This is a genomic window from Pediococcus sp. M21F004 (assembly GCF_051122535.1).
GTDB classification, from domain to species: Bacteria; Bacillota; Bacilli; order Lactobacillales; family Lactobacillaceae; genus Pediococcus; species Pediococcus inopinatus.
In genome coordinates this window covers 1,687,301-1,704,511 of the sequence record NZ_CP177314.1, presented here as the reverse complement: position 1 = coordinate 1,704,511, position 17,211 = coordinate 1,687,301, and the positions used below count along the sequence as shown (strand labels likewise).

At 37.4% G+C, this 17,211-nt stretch carries 15 protein-coding genes; 3 read left to right on the top strand and 12 right to left on the bottom strand.

Annotated features, from left to right (window positions below):
- Positions 1-207 precede the first annotated feature (207 nt).
- Positions 208-462, bottom strand: coding sequence for a GlsB/YeaQ/YmgE family stress response membrane protein (locus tag ACLHK8_RS08520; RefSeq protein ID WP_057773210.1), 255 nt, complete (start codon positions 460-462; stop codon positions 208-210).
- Positions 463-794: 332 nt separating this feature from the next.
- Here ACLHK8_RS08520 and ACLHK8_RS08515 point away from each other — a divergent pair, with 332 nt between their 5' ends.
- Positions 795-1,637, top strand: a complete 843-nt coding sequence (locus ACLHK8_RS08515) for an aldo/keto reductase (RefSeq protein ID WP_063697973.1) — start codon at positions 795-797, stop codon at positions 1,635-1,637.
- Positions 1,638-1,692: 55 nt separating this feature from the next.
- On the opposite strand, the gene ACLHK8_RS08510 is transcribed toward ACLHK8_RS08515, so the two are convergent.
- Positions 1,693-2,568: a DegV family protein gene (locus ACLHK8_RS08510; RefSeq protein WP_057773206.1), complete on the bottom strand. Its 876-nt coding sequence runs from the start codon at positions 2,566-2,568 to the stop codon at positions 1,693-1,695.
- Between the two features lie 267 nt (positions 2,569-2,835).
- Between ACLHK8_RS08510 and ACLHK8_RS08505 the strand changes: the two genes are divergently transcribed.
- Positions 2,836-3,828 (top strand): ROK family protein, encoded by a 993-nt coding sequence (locus tag ACLHK8_RS08505; protein WP_063697975.1) that lies wholly within the window; start codon positions 2,836-2,838, stop codon positions 3,826-3,828.
- A gap of 67 nt (positions 3,829-3,895) precedes the next feature.
- Here the strand turns inward: ACLHK8_RS08505 and ACLHK8_RS08500 are convergent, their stop codons facing one another.
- The 3 genes from ACLHK8_RS08500 to ACLHK8_RS08490 all read right to left on the bottom strand — a co-directional run bounded on the left by ACLHK8_RS08500 (position 3,896) and on the right by ACLHK8_RS08490 (position 6,943).
- A complete protein-coding gene (locus ACLHK8_RS08500) occupies positions 3,896-4,420 on the bottom strand; it encodes a hypothetical protein (protein WP_063697977.1) in 525 nt (174 codons plus the stop codon).
- Between the two features lie 94 nt (positions 4,421-4,514).
- Complete coding sequence (locus ACLHK8_RS08495) at positions 4,515-6,176, bottom strand: glycoside hydrolase family 13 protein (protein ID WP_063697979.1); 1,662 nt, start codon at positions 6,174-6,176, stop codon at positions 4,515-4,517.
- 92 nt (positions 6,177-6,268) lie between these two features.
- Entirely contained in the window at positions 6,269-6,943 is a 675-nt protein-coding gene (locus ACLHK8_RS08490) for a CPBP family intramembrane glutamic endopeptidase (RefSeq protein ID WP_156486343.1), read from the bottom strand.
- 180 nt (positions 6,944-7,123) lie between these two features.
- Between ACLHK8_RS08490 and ACLHK8_RS08485 the strand changes: the two genes are divergently transcribed.
- Positions 7,124-8,131, top strand: coding sequence for an aldose epimerase family protein (locus tag ACLHK8_RS08485; protein ID WP_063697984.1), 1,008 nt, complete (start codon positions 7,124-7,126; stop codon positions 8,129-8,131).
- A 50-nt stretch (positions 8,132-8,181) separates the two neighbouring features.
- Here the strand turns inward: ACLHK8_RS08485 and pgmB are convergent, their stop codons facing one another.
- From pgmB to ACLHK8_RS08450, 7 genes are all read right to left on the bottom strand, one after another.
- Complete coding sequence (gene pgmB, locus ACLHK8_RS08480; protein WP_434520302.1) at positions 8,182-8,841, bottom strand: beta-phosphoglucomutase; 660 nt, start codon at positions 8,839-8,841, stop codon at positions 8,182-8,184.
- Between the two features lies 1 nt (position 8,842).
- Complete coding sequence (locus ACLHK8_RS08475; RefSeq protein ID WP_434520301.1) at positions 8,843-11,104, bottom strand: glycoside hydrolase family 65 protein; 2,262 nt, start codon at positions 11,102-11,104, stop codon at positions 8,843-8,845.
- Positions 11,105-11,263: 159 nt separating this feature from the next.
- Positions 11,264-12,367: an ABC transporter ATP-binding protein gene (locus tag ACLHK8_RS08470; RefSeq protein ID WP_063697991.1), complete on the bottom strand. Its 1,104-nt coding sequence runs from the start codon at positions 12,365-12,367 to the stop codon at positions 11,264-11,266.
- Between the two features lie 70 nt (positions 12,368-12,437).
- A complete protein-coding gene (locus ACLHK8_RS08465; protein ID WP_434520300.1) occupies positions 12,438-14,078 on the bottom strand; it encodes a glycoside hydrolase family 13 protein in 1,641 nt (546 codons plus the stop codon).
- A 28-nt stretch (positions 14,079-14,106) separates the two neighbouring features.
- Entirely contained in the window at positions 14,107-14,982 is an 876-nt protein-coding gene (locus ACLHK8_RS08460; protein WP_082854869.1) for a carbohydrate ABC transporter permease, read from the bottom strand.
- The gene (locus ACLHK8_RS08455; protein WP_057773188.1) at positions 14,982-15,863 is read right to left on the bottom strand and encodes a carbohydrate ABC transporter permease; all 882 of its coding nucleotides are present in this window, start codon (positions 15,861-15,863) and stop codon (positions 14,982-14,984) included. Before ACLHK8_RS08455 ends, ACLHK8_RS08460 begins: the two co-directional genes overlap by 1 nt.
- Positions 15,864-15,873: 10 nt before the next feature.
- Positions 15,874-17,130: an ABC transporter substrate-binding protein gene (locus ACLHK8_RS08450; RefSeq protein WP_063697995.1), complete on the bottom strand. Its 1,257-nt coding sequence runs from the start codon at positions 17,128-17,130 to the stop codon at positions 15,874-15,876.
- Between the last annotated feature and the right edge of the window lie 81 nt (positions 17,131-17,211).

Below are 17,211 nucleotides of genomic sequence, written 5' to 3'. Positions count from 1 at the left end.
ATTCACCGAAGTGAACATGCCTTCAAAAATCTCTACCAATACAGTTTGACAGAGACCCTAAAAAACGCCCTTTCAGCAACCGCTGAAGGACGTTTTTTTGTGATTTAAAACATAAAATTTTGAGCAAGACTGTAAATAAATTTCGGTTGCTGGACTCCTCGTAATTTTCAAAAAAATTCCTGATTAGTAGACCAACTTCGTTTACTTTTATTTTGTCTTTCTCATCCCAAAAATTGCAGAAACGATTAATACAACAACAATTGCACCGATTATAGAAGGAACCAGTGCCATTCCTGCTAATTGGGGTCCCCATGTACCTAACAAGGACTGGCCTAACCATGCTCCGACCAATCCACCGACAATATTTCCGATCCACCCTGCTGGTAAATCTCTACTTGTAAGTGCACCGGCAATTGCTCCGATAATTCCACCAATAATTAAAGCCCATAGCCATCCAAACATCGCTGTTCACTCCTTTATTTTTTGTCTAGATACCAACAATTTCAACTAGTGATCACTTAGTTGCCAACATAGACTTTTCACCATCCAAGATGGGATTTATCTACAAGGTTAGCATAGCAAATTTCCATTGCTCGTTTCAAGAGAACTGCTTATGATCATCATTTATTATTGCTTATATTAAATATGATATCTGGTAAAATTCTGCTACCTCTTTTAGCATAGGCAAGTAAACTTTCGAGACTATCTTTTGCATGCATCCTTAATTTGGCTTATGCTATAAACTATAGAGCGTTTTCATTAATCAATTATTCTAAATTTAGGAGATGTTAACTATGAGCCATGCAATTCCACAACTCAAACTAAACGACGGGGCTGTTTTTCCCCAGATCGGCTTTGGTACTTACAAATTAAACGGAGCTCCTGGTGTCAATGCCTTTCGGAGCGCTTTAGACAATGGTTATCGCGCATTAGACTCAGCCTACAACTATGAAAATCATGGCGCAGTTGGTGAAGCTATTCGTCAAAGTGATATTCCCCGCTCACAAATTATGATTACTTCTAAACTACCAGGCCGTCATCACAAGTATGATGAAGCTCTAGAAACTATTCAGGAATCTCTTTATCAAACCGGCTTAAAATACTTTGACTTGTACCTCATTCATTGGCCAAATCCAAAGGAGGATCACTACGTAGAGGCTTGGAAGGCTTTAATAGATGCCAAAAAATGGGGCCTAATTCGCTCAATTGGCGTTTCTAACTTTTTACCAGAACATATTGATCGCTTAATTGATGAAACAGGTGTCACCCCAGCTGTAAACCAAATTGAACTCCATCCCTATTTCTCCCAAGGACCACAACGAGAATACGACGCTGATCATCACATTATTACTGAAGCCTGGAGTCCTCTTGGACGCGCAAGTTCAGTTTTAGAGGACCCGGTCATTCAAAAAATTGCCGACACCCATCATAAAACTGTGGGACAAGTAATTCTCCGTTGGGAAATTCAATTAGGCGTTCTGCCAATTCCAAAGTCTAGTTCTAGCGTACGCCAACGGGAAAACCTCCATATCTTTAACTTTGAATTGACTGAAGAAGAAATGGAAGCAATTACTAATCTGGATCGTCCAGATGGCCGCAATAAAAATCAAGACCCTGCGGTGTATGAAGAATTTTAAATTGTAAGCAAAAAGAATTGGCAAAACTCGAGATGAGTTTTGCCAATTCTTTTATTTAATCCTCATTACCCATTTTCTTCCAGTCTTTACCCCAGATCACACCAACAATTTCTTCGCCTGTGTGTGACATAATTACTGGTCCCAATTGATTGCTCTCAAATTGAGCAGCGGGAAATTCTTGCTGGATGGTTTCTTCCCATTTAGCACTCAATTCATGATCCACACCATAAATGATAGAAACTCGAAAATCTTCAGCGCCTCGATCTAAATCTGAATGTAAGTTTTCCAAAACTTTTTGGAGAGCGCGTTTCCGCGTACGCTCCTTGCTTTGAATCACAATCTGACCTTTTTCATTCATATCCAAAATTGGCTTAATGCGTAACAGGTTGCCCATAATTGCGGATCGGTTGGTAATCCTCCCAGACCGCATCAAAAAGCTTAAATTATCCACCATAAAGTCAACTTTTGTCGTCTCTCGAAGATGCTTCAAAAAGGGAATGATTTCTTCCCCTGTTTTTCCTTCTCGTCGTAACTTAGCAGCCAATAGCACCATATTGGCCTCCCCTTGACTGGTCATTCGCGAGTCAAATGGTAACACTTTAATTTCCGTAATACTTTTAGCATATTCGGTTAAATTCTCAATAAAACTTGTGATTCCACTAGATAAATGAATACAAATTACTTCATCATAATTCTCTGCAATTAACTTATCAAACACTTCTTGCATCTGCCCCAAAGTAATTTGAGTTGTTGAAGGCATCAGTCCTGAAGTTTGAAGCTTTTCATGGAACAGCTGATCATCAATATCAATATTTTCTAAGAGCATCTCTTGACCAAAAATTACCGTAATTGGGACGACGATAACGTCATTTTCACGAACCTGCTGATCAGTAAGATAAGCCGAACTATCCGTTACAATTGCTGTTTTCATACATTTCTCCCTACTATTTAATTACGCATTTAGTTACTTATTAGTATAAAGGGTTACACCAGAATAGCAAATAAAATCCCGTTAAATTTCAAAATATGTCACGCTGCTAATTTAAGGCACGTAAGGCAAAAATTGGATCGTTCTGTAAGAAAATAACTAGATCAACTACCCGCACTACATACTATTATGTAATATCCACCGTTAATTGTGACATCGCTACCAATTGCGCTATAATAGCATTATGAGTTAAAGAAGGAGCAATTATTAATGAATTACAAACCAGAAAAGGATTACCTCAGCATCGATGTTGGTGCAACTTACACCAAATATGCGTTAATCGATCATAGTGGTAGTTTAAAGGTAAAATCCAAATTTAATACGCCCCGCGATAGTGTGGACAGTTTCTTGAAAAAAATCTACGAAGTCATTAATGAAGTGCTTCCTAACATTAAAGGAGTAGCTTTTAGTGTGCCTGGTAGAATCGACCAAAAAGAACAAATCATTTACCATGGCGGAGCTCTTCCAATGCTGCATGGCTTGAGCTTAGGAAAAATTATCACCCGACGCTATAAATTACCTGTCAGTATGGAAAATAGCGGTAAATCAGCAGCGTTGGCAGAATTATGGCTGGGAAATCTGAAAGATATCCAAAACGGAGCTGCTATTATTTTAGGTACTTCCGTAGAAGGTGGCATTGTTTTAAATGGCAAGCTTTGGCACGGGGCAAACGCTCAAGGTGGCGAACTTAGCTTTATGCTTTCGCAAATTAATGGAACTACCGACGATCCCAACAATTTAATGTTTACTGCAGGTTCCGCAGTCCAGATGATTGATGAGATTGCCACTGCCCTTGATTTTGGTGATCGTACAGACGGCATGCGGGTCTTTAAGGCAATTCAAAATGGAGAAGAACAGGCGCGCCAAATTTTCGAACAATATTGCAGAAGAATTGCCTATATTATAATAAATACCCAAGCAGTTTTGGACCTGAGCCGCTATGTGATTGGTGGCGGAATCAGTAGTGAGAGCATTCTGGTTCCAGAAATTAAGCATCAATTACAACTACTACGCGATGAAAATACCTTATTAAGAAAAACCTTAGATGCTCCGGAAATTTTAACTGCTAACTTTAAGAGTGATGCTAATCTTTATGGGGCGCTCTACAATTTGCTTCTTCAGTTAAACGACAAAGATTTAATTCCTGATTTTCAAAATGATGAATCATCTACAGACACCACCGAAGATAACATAAACGACTAATAATTTTCCAAAATAAAAAGCGATCAACTCAGATTTTCTGAATTGATCGCTTTTGTTGTTTTTTAGATTACTCTTCCACACCACTTTGCGTGAGTTTCAGAATTGCTACTCGCATAATCGAAAGATTAATTTTCTTTTCAGTCTCTTCATCCAGTTCTAGGTACTTGCTGACGTATTTATCCAATTCCCGATAAACGTCACTTGCTTCCAACTCTTCATCAGAGGCATTTTGATATTTGGTCAACACCGCTTTTATTTCGTCTTCTTCCACTGCATCAGTAAAATCAGTTACGATTCCAGCCCCATCATACATTTCGTTTAGATTTGTCTTAGGATCGATATCTAGATAAAAATCGGATAGTGGTGTCTCAATCAAAACAAACCCTAAATCACTGTAGTTATCGGTATGAACAACTGCTCCACCCTGCTCACCACAATCAATAAAGACATAGTAATCATGACGATTCTTATCTTTCACAAAATAATCTACACCGGCCAAATTTGGCAGGCTCTGAATCACACTTTGACTGCTCACTTCAATTGATTGTCCTGTTTCATTAATTTTTGCTAATGTTGGGTATTGGTAAAGCATTTCAAACCTCCTACACTGATTTCTCAGCGATTTCATTTCATAAAGTATCATTATACAACTAATTATTCAAAATGCATGCGAAAAGTCAAAAAAACTATTGAATGAGATAAACCTTACATTCATATGGCCGCAACGTTTCGTTTTGATCATCTGAATAATTACCAATTAACTCAACTTTATTACTTTGTTGACTCAGGTCATACCAGCGTTTCACTGTCCGTTCTGTAAAGTTACTAATCACTAGGAGATCCTGATCCTCTAGGCGACGAGTATACGCCCAAACTTGGTCATCATCCGGGTCTAACAATTGATAATCGCCATAGACAATGATGTCATACTGTTTACGTAACTGATTCATTTTTCGATAAAAATTAAACACAGATTGCTCGTCATTGACAGCTTGAGCGGCATTAATTTTTGTGAAATTAGCATTGACAGCCAACCATGGTGTGCCTTTGGTAAAGCCCGCATTTTCGGTTTCATCCCATTGCATCGGTGTTCGTGCATTGTCACGAGAAGAATGCTGTAAATACTTCAACATCTCGGTAGCCGTGGTTAATTGTTTCTGATCAACGAATTCATGATACGCATTTAAGCTTTCAATATCTTGATATTGGTCCAAATTCTTAAACTTGGCATTGGTCATTCCAAGTTCCTCTCCTTGATAAATATAGGGAGTTCCTTGCATAAAATGCAGCGTTGCGCCCAACATTTTGGCCGATAACACCCGATACTTGGCTTGATCGTTTCCAAATCTAGAAACCACACGAGGCTGATCATGGTTATTCCAATACAACGAATTCCATGCCTTACCATTTAAATCAATTTGCCATTTCGACATAACTTGTTTTAAATCCGTAAGCTTAACGGAGTTTGTGCTCCATTTTCCCAAGGCTGGATTTTCATTACCATCCAAACCCATATGTTCAAACTGGAAAACCATCTCTAGCTCGTGGCTGTCAAAACCAGTATAACGAATTGCATCCCTCGTTGTGGCATTCGGAGTTTCCCCCACTGTCATCACATCATAGTTTGACAGAACTTGCTCATTCATTTCTTTTAAGTAATCATGCACGTGAGGCCCATTAGCTGCTAAATTCGCTTGTCCTTCTGTTTTCACATCAGGTAATCCTTCCGGCTTTGAAATCAGGTTAATTACATCCATTCGAAAACCGTCGACCCCTTTATCAAGCCAAAAGCGCATCATTTCAAATACCGATTTTCGAACATCTGAATTATCCCAATTCAAATCAGGTTGCTTTTTTGAGAACAAGTGCAGATAATATTGCCCCGTTTGCTCATCAAATTGCCAAGCAGAGCCACTAAAGGCACTTTGCCAATTATTAGGCTCAGCATCATTTTTAGGATCACGCCAAATATAATAGTCCCGAAAGTCATTGGTTCTGCTCTTACGACTTTCCATAAACCAATGATGTTCATCAGAAGTATGATTAACCACCAAATCCATCATAATTTTTAGTTTTTTGTCGTGAGCTACCTTCAATAGCCGATCAAAATCGGCCATCGTGCCAAACTCAGTCATAATTTTTTCATAATTTGCGATATCATAGCCATTGTCATCATTCGGTGATTGATAAATTGGATTCAGCCAAATCACGTCGGCCCCTAATTTTTTAATGTAGTCGAGATGTTCAGTTACGCCGTTCAAATCACCAATTCCATCATCATTTGTGTCCTGAAAACTTCGCGGATAAACTTGATAGACGACTGCTTCTTGCCACCAGTGTTTTTCCATGAACAAAACTCCCTCATATTATAAATTTTGAAACCTGTCTTACATCCATTATGGCTTTCATCGGAATCGGTTTCAATTATCCCGATTATCTTTTAAATCATTGAAATTAGGTTATTAAACATATGCAGCCCAATATTATAGCGAATATCTTTAGTATAGGCATACGTAATTGCCAATAACCATCCCATCATTGCATAGATTAGCCATCCGAGGATGCTACTAATATCATGCACAGCGCCAAAAACGGCCCCACTTAAAAATACGCCAATAAACTGAATTTTTTTGTCAGATGAATTAAAAAACCAATTAAAGAAAAAACCTCGAAACAAAATTTCTTCAATGATCGGTGCGAAAACGATGGCATCCAGCGCCATCCACCAAGGAACAGCTTGCGCAAAAGCGATAACCGTTTGCTGGTTCTCTGATTGTGGTAAAGCATTAGCTCGGTTCAACCAGATTTGAAAAGCAATAAATAAAACCCACACAATCACAATTATTATCATAAAACCCACAATTTTTTTCGTAGGCTTCGTGCGACCAAACTGCCCGCGATTTTTTGTTTTAAGTTGCGTTGTATACATCTGAATAAACAGAACTAACATAAAGGCTGTCGTAATTAAATACATCACAAAAGCAACCAGCACAAAAAAATGATTATTTGGCAACTCAGAAGCCATTTGAAGCGGGATGGTCCCAATTTGATAAATAAAAAACATCCCAATAAATTTCAAAAAATTAAAGAAAATTTGTTTCCAATTAATTGTCATCAAAATGCCCCCGATATGTTCTAATGTTGGTTTTAGTTTAGGCGTTACCGTCCGCAAACGCAACTCCCAAATTTGATTTTCTTAATTATCCCTATCCCTTCACTATTGTAAGCGATTGCGGTATTCTTGAATTAGGCTATAATTTCAAATATTTAAAAAGATACTTTCGGAGGCGCTACAATGAAAATTTCCCAACAAATTCATAATCAATCCACTTGGTTCACTTTAACCAATGACCATAATATTTCAGTCATTATTAGCGACTTTGGAGCCACTGTCATTGCCATTAATACCCCTGACAAAGACGGTCATGTCGCCAACATTACTTTGGGATTCATGCATTCTCATGACTATGCGAAGCACCATGACTATTTTGGCGCAAGCATTGCGCGAGTTGCCGGACGTTTAGGCAATGCTACTTGGGAAGGCCATCAGTTGGATAAAAATAGTGATCCCAATCATATCCATGGTGGTGCTCACCCCTCCATTAGCTACTCGTATTGGGGTCTGATTAAACTCATTAAGACAGAAACACAAGTGGGTGTCGTTTTGCGTTATGTAAGTCCAGCCGGTGAAAATGGTTACCCAGGACGACTGACAATTTTTGCCATGTTTGTTTTGGATAAAACTAATAAATTCACAATTACTTATTTTGGCGAGACTGATGCGACAACCTTATTCAATCCAACAACCCATATCTACTTTAATTTGTCAGGGAATGCCCAAGACCGAATCGATAATCACCAATTAACCCTACAGGCAGATGCTATTGCCGAAACAGATACAAATAAAGTGCCAACCGGAAAATTTCTTCAAGTAGCTGATACACCTTATGACTTCCGAAAAACTGGTGCTTTGGGTAAACAACTCGCAAAACTCCCAAATGGATTAGACACCCCTTTTAAACTAAATCAAATCACAGATGGTCATCCCCAGTTAGAATTGTTTGATCCCCAATCTGGTCGCCGGGTTGCGATTCACACCAATTCTAATGCCATGATTCTATTTTCCACAACCGGTTTTGAAGGCGACTTTTTGGTTGATGGCAATCGAAAAATGACGTCACAGTTAGGCTTAGCGATAGAACCTCAGATGTTACCAGACGCACCCAATCACCCAGACTTTGGTAACATTGTTATTAAACCCGGAGATCCTTTGATTTATCAAAATACGTATACCTTCAACTGATTCCATTAAAAAATCCTGCACTTTTAAAAAGTTGCAGGATTTTTTAATGTCTATTTTTGAAAAGCCAGTGCTAACACTGAATACGTTAATTCTTCAGTACTGGAAACCACCGTATCAGCTTCGGCCAAATCGCTCGGATTACCAACACCCACTGCAATTGCTCCTGCAGCCTTAATTGCTTGCACGCCAGCTTTTGCATCTTCAATCCCCACGCACTGTGTTGGATCTGCATTGATTTTGGCCGCCGCTTCAAGAAAAATGTCTGGAGCCGGTTTTCCGTGCGCTACCTTGGCTGGATCTGCAATTGCATCAAATTGCTGACGCAACCCTAGCTTTTCTAAAATGAATGGCGCATTTTTACTTGCTGAGGCAACTGACAATTTTACTTTGTTTGCTGCCAATTCATCTAAAAGATTCTCGATGCCAGGTAAAATATCGGCCTGGGTCAGTTTGCCAATCTCTTTTAGATACAAGTCATTTTTATACTGGGCCATTGTATCAACCTCGGCTGCCGAATATTTGTCTGCCATTTTGGCAAATTTCAAGATTCGGTTCATGGAGTCAATTCGGCTAATTCCTTTAAGGTCACTTTCAAAACTAGCTGGTAGGACCACTCCTAATTTTTCTTTAGCCAAACGGCTCCAAGCTTTGAAATGAAATTTTGCGGTATCTGTAATAACCCCATCTAAATCAAACAAAACACCTTGCATACTATTGACCTCCCACTAAATTCAAAGCTTTCCCATTTAATTTCACACCTAATGGGTCACCCTTCAATAAATGAATCTTAGTTCCAGATTGATTTACTTGAACTTCAATTAATCGCTCTCTGAAGTTTATCCGGAATTGATAGGAAGTCCATTTTTTCGGTAAGAATGGTTTAAAGGACAAGGTATCGTCTTTGACCCGCATTCCTGCGAATCCTTGAACAATTGCTAACCAACTACCAGTCATCGAAGTGATATGGAGGCCATCTACGGTATCATTATTATAATTATCCAAATCTAACCGAGCTGTCCGGCCATACATTTCAACTGCTTTGTCTTCATAATGTAAGTCAGCCGCCAAAATGGCATGAACAGAAGCGGAAAGACTGGATTCATGTACCGTTAGTGGTTCATAGAAATCAAAGTTCCGTTTCTTAACATCTTCAGGAAACTGATCAATGAAATACCAAATTCCTTGGAGCACATCTGCCTGTTTAATGTATGGAGACCGTAAAATTTTGTCCCAAGACCAGTGCTGATTAATTGGTAATTGATCCTTTGGAATCGACGAAACGGGTGCTAAATCTTTATCTAAGAAACAGTCGTTTTGAACAAAGATTCCTAGCTTCTTATCTTCAGGAAGATCTATCTTATCAATAATATCTTGCCACTGTGCCTTTTCGGTTTCAGAAACATCAAGTTCACCTAGCTTTTCAGAACTCACTTTTTTCAGTGATGCCAATGTATACTTCAAAGTCCACTGTGCCAACAAGTTAGTGTACCAGTTATTGTTCACATTATTTTCATACTCATTGGGTCCTGTAACGCCATGAATCATGTAAACACCATTCCGTTTTGACCAGTGAACCCGATCAGCCCAGAATCGTGAAATGGCCGTTAAAACATCAATGCCCTTAGTTTTTAAGTATGTTTCATCACCGGTATAGCGCGTGTAATTATAAATGGCATAGGCAATTGTGCCGTTTCGATGAATTTCTTCAAACGTGATTTCCCATTCGTTATGATTCTCAATCCCATTGAACGTTACCATCGGATATAACGCACCCTTAAGGCCTTGTTCACGGGCATTGTGAAATGCTTCTGCCAATTGATTATAGCGATATTCCAGTAAATTTTCCGACACTTTTTTATCCGCTAGCGACAGATATAATGGAATAGCAAATCCTTCGGTATCCCAATAAGTAGCACCGCCATATTTCTCACCAGTAAATCCTTTAGGCCCAATGTTCAGGCGCTTATCTTCACCATAAAATGTTGAAAATAATTGAAATAGGTTAAACCGAATGCCTTGTTGAGCGGCATCATCGCCAGTAATTTGCACATCTGCTTTTTCCCAGCGTTTTGCCCAGGCCTGCGACTGATCTTCCACAAGTTTTTGATAGGGCTCATCAGAAACTTTATTTGTTAAAACCTGCATTCCAGCCTTTAAAGTAGCCTCATCATCATAATCACGAGATGTGACGACAACCACTCGTTTTTCAAACGCAACCGCCTGTTTGGCTTCAAGTTTACCTGTAAACTCATTGACTACCTTCTGGTCAGCATCTGGTTGCTCAACAGATTTGAGATCTGTTTTATGGGTCATTTCCATGCCAACCGTAAATTGTGGCGTGCCAAAGTTGTTAGGCTTTGTTTCTGCAATTAAATAGCCAGCATTAGAAGTTTGTTCTTTTGTCTGTAAATTCCAGAATTTTTCATCATAATTCGCATCTTCATTGAAAACATCAGCGTCAATTTCAGAAACAACCTTGACTGTGACAGGCTGATCGCCTAAATTTTCAATTCGATAATTGACATCAAAAAGCTCTTTTTGGGTAACGCTTACAAAACGTTGAATAGTAAAACGCACGTTTTTATTTTGTTCAGTTACCGTAAATCGACGAGTTAAGATTCCGGTTTTCATATCCAAAGATAATTCAAAATCTTTAATCACAATCTTTTCTAAATCAACTTTTAGATCATCTAACCAAACATTTACCTTGTCAAAATTCACCGCGTTAATAACTTTCCCAAAATACTTTGGATAACCATTTTTCCACCAACCAACAACTGTTTTATCAGGATACCAAACTCCACCAATATAAATTCCGGAGTGTGTATCAGCAGAATAGTCTTCTTCAAACATCCCCCGCATCCCCATATAACCATTGCCAATACTGGTCATGGACTCCTGAAGCCGTTTATTCTTTTTATCAAGGTCATGCGTAACAATTTTCCATGGATCGATTTCAAAAGTTCGTTGCATGAGTGCTACTCCTCCTCATCCTATAATTTTTTTCTCGCAAAATATTATTCTTGGAAACAGACTCCCATCCGATCTATGCCAAGCTTGGCTAGTCGAACTGGCTCCTCCTCTATTAAAAAGAGATCAGGCAAGACTTACGCCCGATCCCTTTTATAATGTTTATTCAATAGTTGCTTCTGTATCCATATCAAAGAAATGTGCTTTACTCATTTCAAAAGCCATTTCTACATTTTCACCAGGCTCATGATAATCTCTAGCATTAACCTGCGCAACAAACTCTGTATCTCCTGTCTTAGAATAGAGCATTGAGTCTACCCCCAATAACTCAGAAACCACAACAGTCGCGTCTACTACCGAATCAGGCATAGACTGAATTGCAACTTGTTCCGTATGAATGTCCTCAGGCCGAATACCGACAACTAATTTTTTATTATTATATCCTTGATCAACTAATTTCTTTAATCGTCCCTCCGGAACAACAACGTTTAAGCCTTTATCATTAATAACATGACCATCACGTAAAGTTGCATCAAAGAAATTCATTGCGGGTGATCCCATAAAACCTGCCACAAATTTATTGACTGGCTCATTGTAAAGCTGTGCAGGAGTTCCTACTTGCTGAATTTTACCTTCATTCATAATTACAATCCTATCAGCCATAGTCATGGCCTCAACCTGATCATGAGTAACATAAATCATGTTTGTTTGTAATCTTTGATGTAGTTGTGCAATCTGCGTTCTCATCTGGACACGCAACTTTGCATCCAAGTTTGACAAAGGTTCATCTAAAAGAAATAATTTTGCATTTCGCACAATCGCTCTTCCCAATGCAACTCGTTGTCGCTGACCACCTGATAGTGCAGCCGGTTTTCGCTGTAAGAATTCAGTTAATCCAAGAATCTCAGCTGCGTTCTCAACTTTTTTTTGAATTTCTTCTTTAGGCATCTTTTGAATTTTTAATCCAAAACCCATATTATCGAATACCGTCATATTTGGATATAATGCATAATTTTGGAAAACCATTGCAATGTCTCGATCCTTGGGAGCTACATCGTTCATAACTTTTCCGTCCATTACCAAATCACCATCAGTAATGTCCTCCAACCCAGCTATCATTCGCAAAGTTGTGGATTTTCCACAACCAGAAGGACCAACAAAAACAATAAATTCTTTATCTTTAATGTCTAAGTTAAAATCACTTACTGAATATGATGAATTCCCATCATACTCTTTATAAATATGCTTTAAATTAATCTCAACCATTATGACATCCCCTTTAGATTTTAATTTGGTAATTGTCTATCATTAAATTGTTATAAAATTTCAAGAGATCCTATTTAACTTTAATCACAAAGGATTCATATGGTCTCAATTCATAACTGGTTAAATCAACCATCTCTTCGTCATAATTTCCAAGAATTATATTTTTTTGGATACCATACTTTGGTAGCTTAATCAGATTTTTTTGCTGATCAAAATTCGCAATTACTATAAATTTGTGATCCTTGTCTTCTCTTACATATGCAAATACGTTTTCCGGAACCTCTTTAATTTCTATAAAATTACCCCAAACAATTGTTTTGTAATGCTTTCTCAAGTTAATTAATTTTCTATAAGTATAAAAAACTGATTTGGGATCTTCTAATGCTTGTTCAACATTTATTTCACTATAATTTGGGTTCACATGTAACCAAGGAACACCAGTTGTAAATCCAGCTTCTTTTGTATTATTCCACTGCATCGGTGTTCTGGCATTATCGCGACCTTTTTTGTTAATAGCTCGAATAATCGTATCTTTCTTATATCCCCTAGCTTCTCGTTCTTTATACATATTGATGCTTTCAATGTCATCCACTTCAGAAATATTCTTTATAGGGTAATTTGTCATACCAATTTCTTCGCCCTGATAAACATAAGGTGTACCTTTCATCATATGCAAGATAATTCCAAACATTTTAGCACTTCTTACCCGATACTCTTTAGAGTCGTTACCCCACCGGGAAACAATTCTTGGTAAATCATGATTATTCCAAAACAAGCTGTTCCACCCGTGTTGCAAAGACGTTTGCCACTTATATAGCACCTTTTTTAGATCCTTCACTTGAAGTGCTCTTAAATCCCATTTTTCTCCATTCTTCTTTTGATCTAACATACTGTGTTCAAACTGAAACACCATTGAAAGCTCATGCCGACTTGGGTCAGAATACAATTCAGCATTTTCAGGAGTTGCTCCCCACGTTTCACCAACCGTAAGCATATCTTTTCCAGAAAACGTATTAGAGTTCATTTCCTGAAGATAATCGTGGAGTCTTGGACCATTTTCAGTAATTAACTGATCTGGTTGTTTGCCAATTAAATCAATAACATCCATTCTAAATCCGCCAATTCCTTTTTCAATCCAGAAATTCATCATTTTCCAAATCGAATCTCTCACTTGACTATTCTCCCAGTTAAGATCTGGTTGTTTTTCACTAAACAGGTGAAAATAATATTGACCGGATTTTTTGTCAAAACTCCATGCACTTCCACCAAAAGAAGCTTTTAGACCATTGGGTTCTTTACCATTCACTGGATCTCGCCAAATGTAAAAATCTCTATACGGATTTTCCTTTGACTTTTTTGCCTCAACAAACCATTTGTGCTCGTCAGAAGTGTGATTCACAACCAAATCCATCACAATTCTAATTTGTCGGGTTTTTGCCTCATTAATCAATTTGTTCATATCTTGCATAGTTCCGAACTCGGACATAATATCTTGATAATCTGAAATATCATAACCATTATCTGCATTTGGAGATTTGTAAACCGGACTTAACCAAATTGCTCCAATTCCAAGTTCTTTCAAATAATCTAATCGGCTAATAATTCCTTGTATATCACCAATTCCATCACCATTGGAATCTTGAAAACTTCTTGGATATATTTGGTAAACAACTGTTGATTGCCACCAATGTTCATTACTTTCACTTTTCACAACATTCTCCTCGTCCCTATGTTGATATTTATTTAACAGAACCACTCGTTACACCAGCAATAATATATTTCTGGAAGAAGACATACATTAGTAACACTGGTAATAACACCAATACATACGAAGCAAACGCTAAGTTATATTGTGTAGCAAATTGCCCTTGAAAAACATATTGCGCCAATTGCAAAGTTTGCTGATGCGGATCACTCAATAATACCAGTGGCATTAAGAAATCATTCCAGGTCCACATAAACGAAAGAATTGCTACGGTTGCATGCATTGGCTTCATCAATGGAAAAATCACTTTAAAGAATACTTGATACGGCTTTGCACCATCCATAATTGCAGCTTCTTCCAAAGCTGTCGGAATTCCTTTTACAAAACCTGAATAAAGGAAGATATTTTGTGGTAACCCGAACACAATATATAGAAAAGTAATTCCAATGATATTATCCATATGAAATGCACTTACCTCTTTTACCAAAGGAAGCATGATTACATTAAATGGAATAAACATGGCACTTATAAAATAGTAGTACATCATATTAAAAAATTTATTTTTTAACCTGTATCTAGTAATTACATAAGCTGCCATTGAGTTAGTAAAGATCGTAAATATAATATTTACCACGGTAATAAATAAGGTGTTAAAAAACATTCGGGGAAAATTGGTCATTGACCAGGCATTAGCAAAGTTTTCCCAATGTAGTTTTTTAGGCAAAGAAAGGATATTTGTCATTTGTGAAGGATCCTTTAATGCAATTACTATTGTTATATAGATTGGACCGAGTATTGCAAATATCGCAATGACCATTAAAACACTCGTAAGCGTCCAGTTAATGTGTTTATTTTTTGCATGTTTCTTTGGTCGAGGCGCATTATTGTTCACTTCTACATTTGCTTGCATTAGCTTAATTTCTCCTCTCGTTTATTTAAGATTCTTAACTGAATCAGTGATATTACAAGAACTACCAAGAATAGCACCACTGCATTGGCAGATTGAATAGCAAACTGTGATCCTTGAAAACCTTGAGTATATATTTCAACTGAAATGGAGGTCGTACTATTTCCGGGTCCACCGTTAGTCATTGCCATAATTTGATCAAATACCATCAGATAACCTTTTACTGACAGCACTAAATTAATAGTAAAGAATGGGGCAATCAGTGGAAATGTAATGTTCCTGAACTTCTGCCATGGTCCAACTCCATCTAGTGATGCAGCTTCATATATTTCCGGATCTACAGACTGTAAACCTGCCAAATAAATTAATGTGTTAAATGCTAGGCCTTGCCAAATAGTAACAATCAAAATTCCAATCCAAGCATGCGTCGTACCTAATATGTTGTTGTATAAAGCGGGAAAATGCATAAAATGTCCAAATTGTGGAATCAAATTTCCAAAAATAAACTTGAACACGAATCCTACAATTAAACTTCCTAACATGTAAGGCAAAAAATAAACTGCTTTTAAGAAATTTTGAAACTTAATTTTACTGTTCAATCCAATAGCAATAGCAAGCGCAATTGCATTAACTAACACGGTTGCAAACAAGGCAAACTTGAAGGTGAACCAATACGCGTCTGTAATATTGCCATTTCCAAACATATATAAATAATTTTTTAGTCCAACAAACTTCCATGAACCATAGCCGGTCCAGTTAGTAAAGCTATAAAACACTCCACGAAGAAATGGAACCGTGTGGAAAATGAAAAATAGAATACCAATTGGCACAACCATCATATAATAAGTGAACGGTATCTTTTTCCCTTTTTTCCTACTTTTCATTATTTCATCACTAATCCTTTACATTTGCCGAATCAAACGCTTTATCAGCTTTTTTTAAAGTTGCTGTAATATTTTTAGAATCGCTCATGCCTTTAGTTTGATTTACACCTGTTTGTGTAAGAACTGCAGTCATATCAAAGCCATCTGGATAATAGTGATCTGGATAATTTACAACATCACCTTTAGTCAGGTAAGAAGAAATTCCTTCAAGTGAAGCATCTTTCTGTGCAACGCCCTTAATTGCTGAGAAAGAGAATTGCTGTTTATTATATAATTGCGAACTCTTTTTACTCATCAAAAATTTAACGAACTTCTTATCAGCTGCTTGATTCTTTGATTTTTTAGAGATAGCAAACGCAACATCAATACCTGATGTAACTTTATTTTTACTGCTATCATTATTAACAGGCATCTTAAACATGTCTAATTTGACATTCTTCTTTAATTGCTTAGCTTGTGGAATTACAAAGTTACCATTGATCATCATGGCTGCTTTTCCTTCAGCTAAAGCTTTTGTCCCATCGTTGTACGAAGTACCCATGTAATCAGATTGTGCATACTTACTAAGAGTTAAATATTTTTGCACAACCGCCTTATGTGAACTCAAGTATGTTGTTTTATTAGCCAGTCGTTTATTGATCCATGAACCATTAATCATGTTTGAATCCAGCTGGTTGAAGACTCCCATTGTGGTCCAACTATCCTGGAAAGGTAATTCAAATGGTGTAATACCATGTGCTTTTAAGGTCTTTGCATCAGCAATTAATTCATTCCATGTAGTTGGAGTTTTAGTGATTCCAGCCTTAGCAAATAATGTTTTATTATAAACGATACCAGATGCATTAGTTGCATAAGGTACTGCATCTAGCTTGCTTCCCTTGGAAATTGATGTAATCATTTTTTGGTACGCAGGCATCGTCGTCTTCGTAAACGATTCACCACTTAAATCTTCCAAAACACCAGCTCTTTGTACTTGCTGATAATTTACATCTCCACCAACTGCCATAACATCAGGAATTGAATTTTTGGCCAAGTCAGACTTTAAAACTGTTCCTGCGTTACTTGGTGATGATAATTGCACTTTAATATTTGGATTTTTCTTTTCAAATTGAGAAATTAATTGTTTATACGTTCCGGCATTTTCTGTTTTGGTTGAAAAAAATTGAATTGTTGTCGACTTGGAAGATGAATTACCACATCCGCCAAGTAACAATGATAATGACAACATGCTCGTCAAACCGACTAATAATTTTGTACTCTTCTTCATTTTATTTTCCTTCTTTGCTATATTTTTCGTTGCTTAACTAAAACGATATTTACTACCCTACATTCACTCGAAAACTCTTTT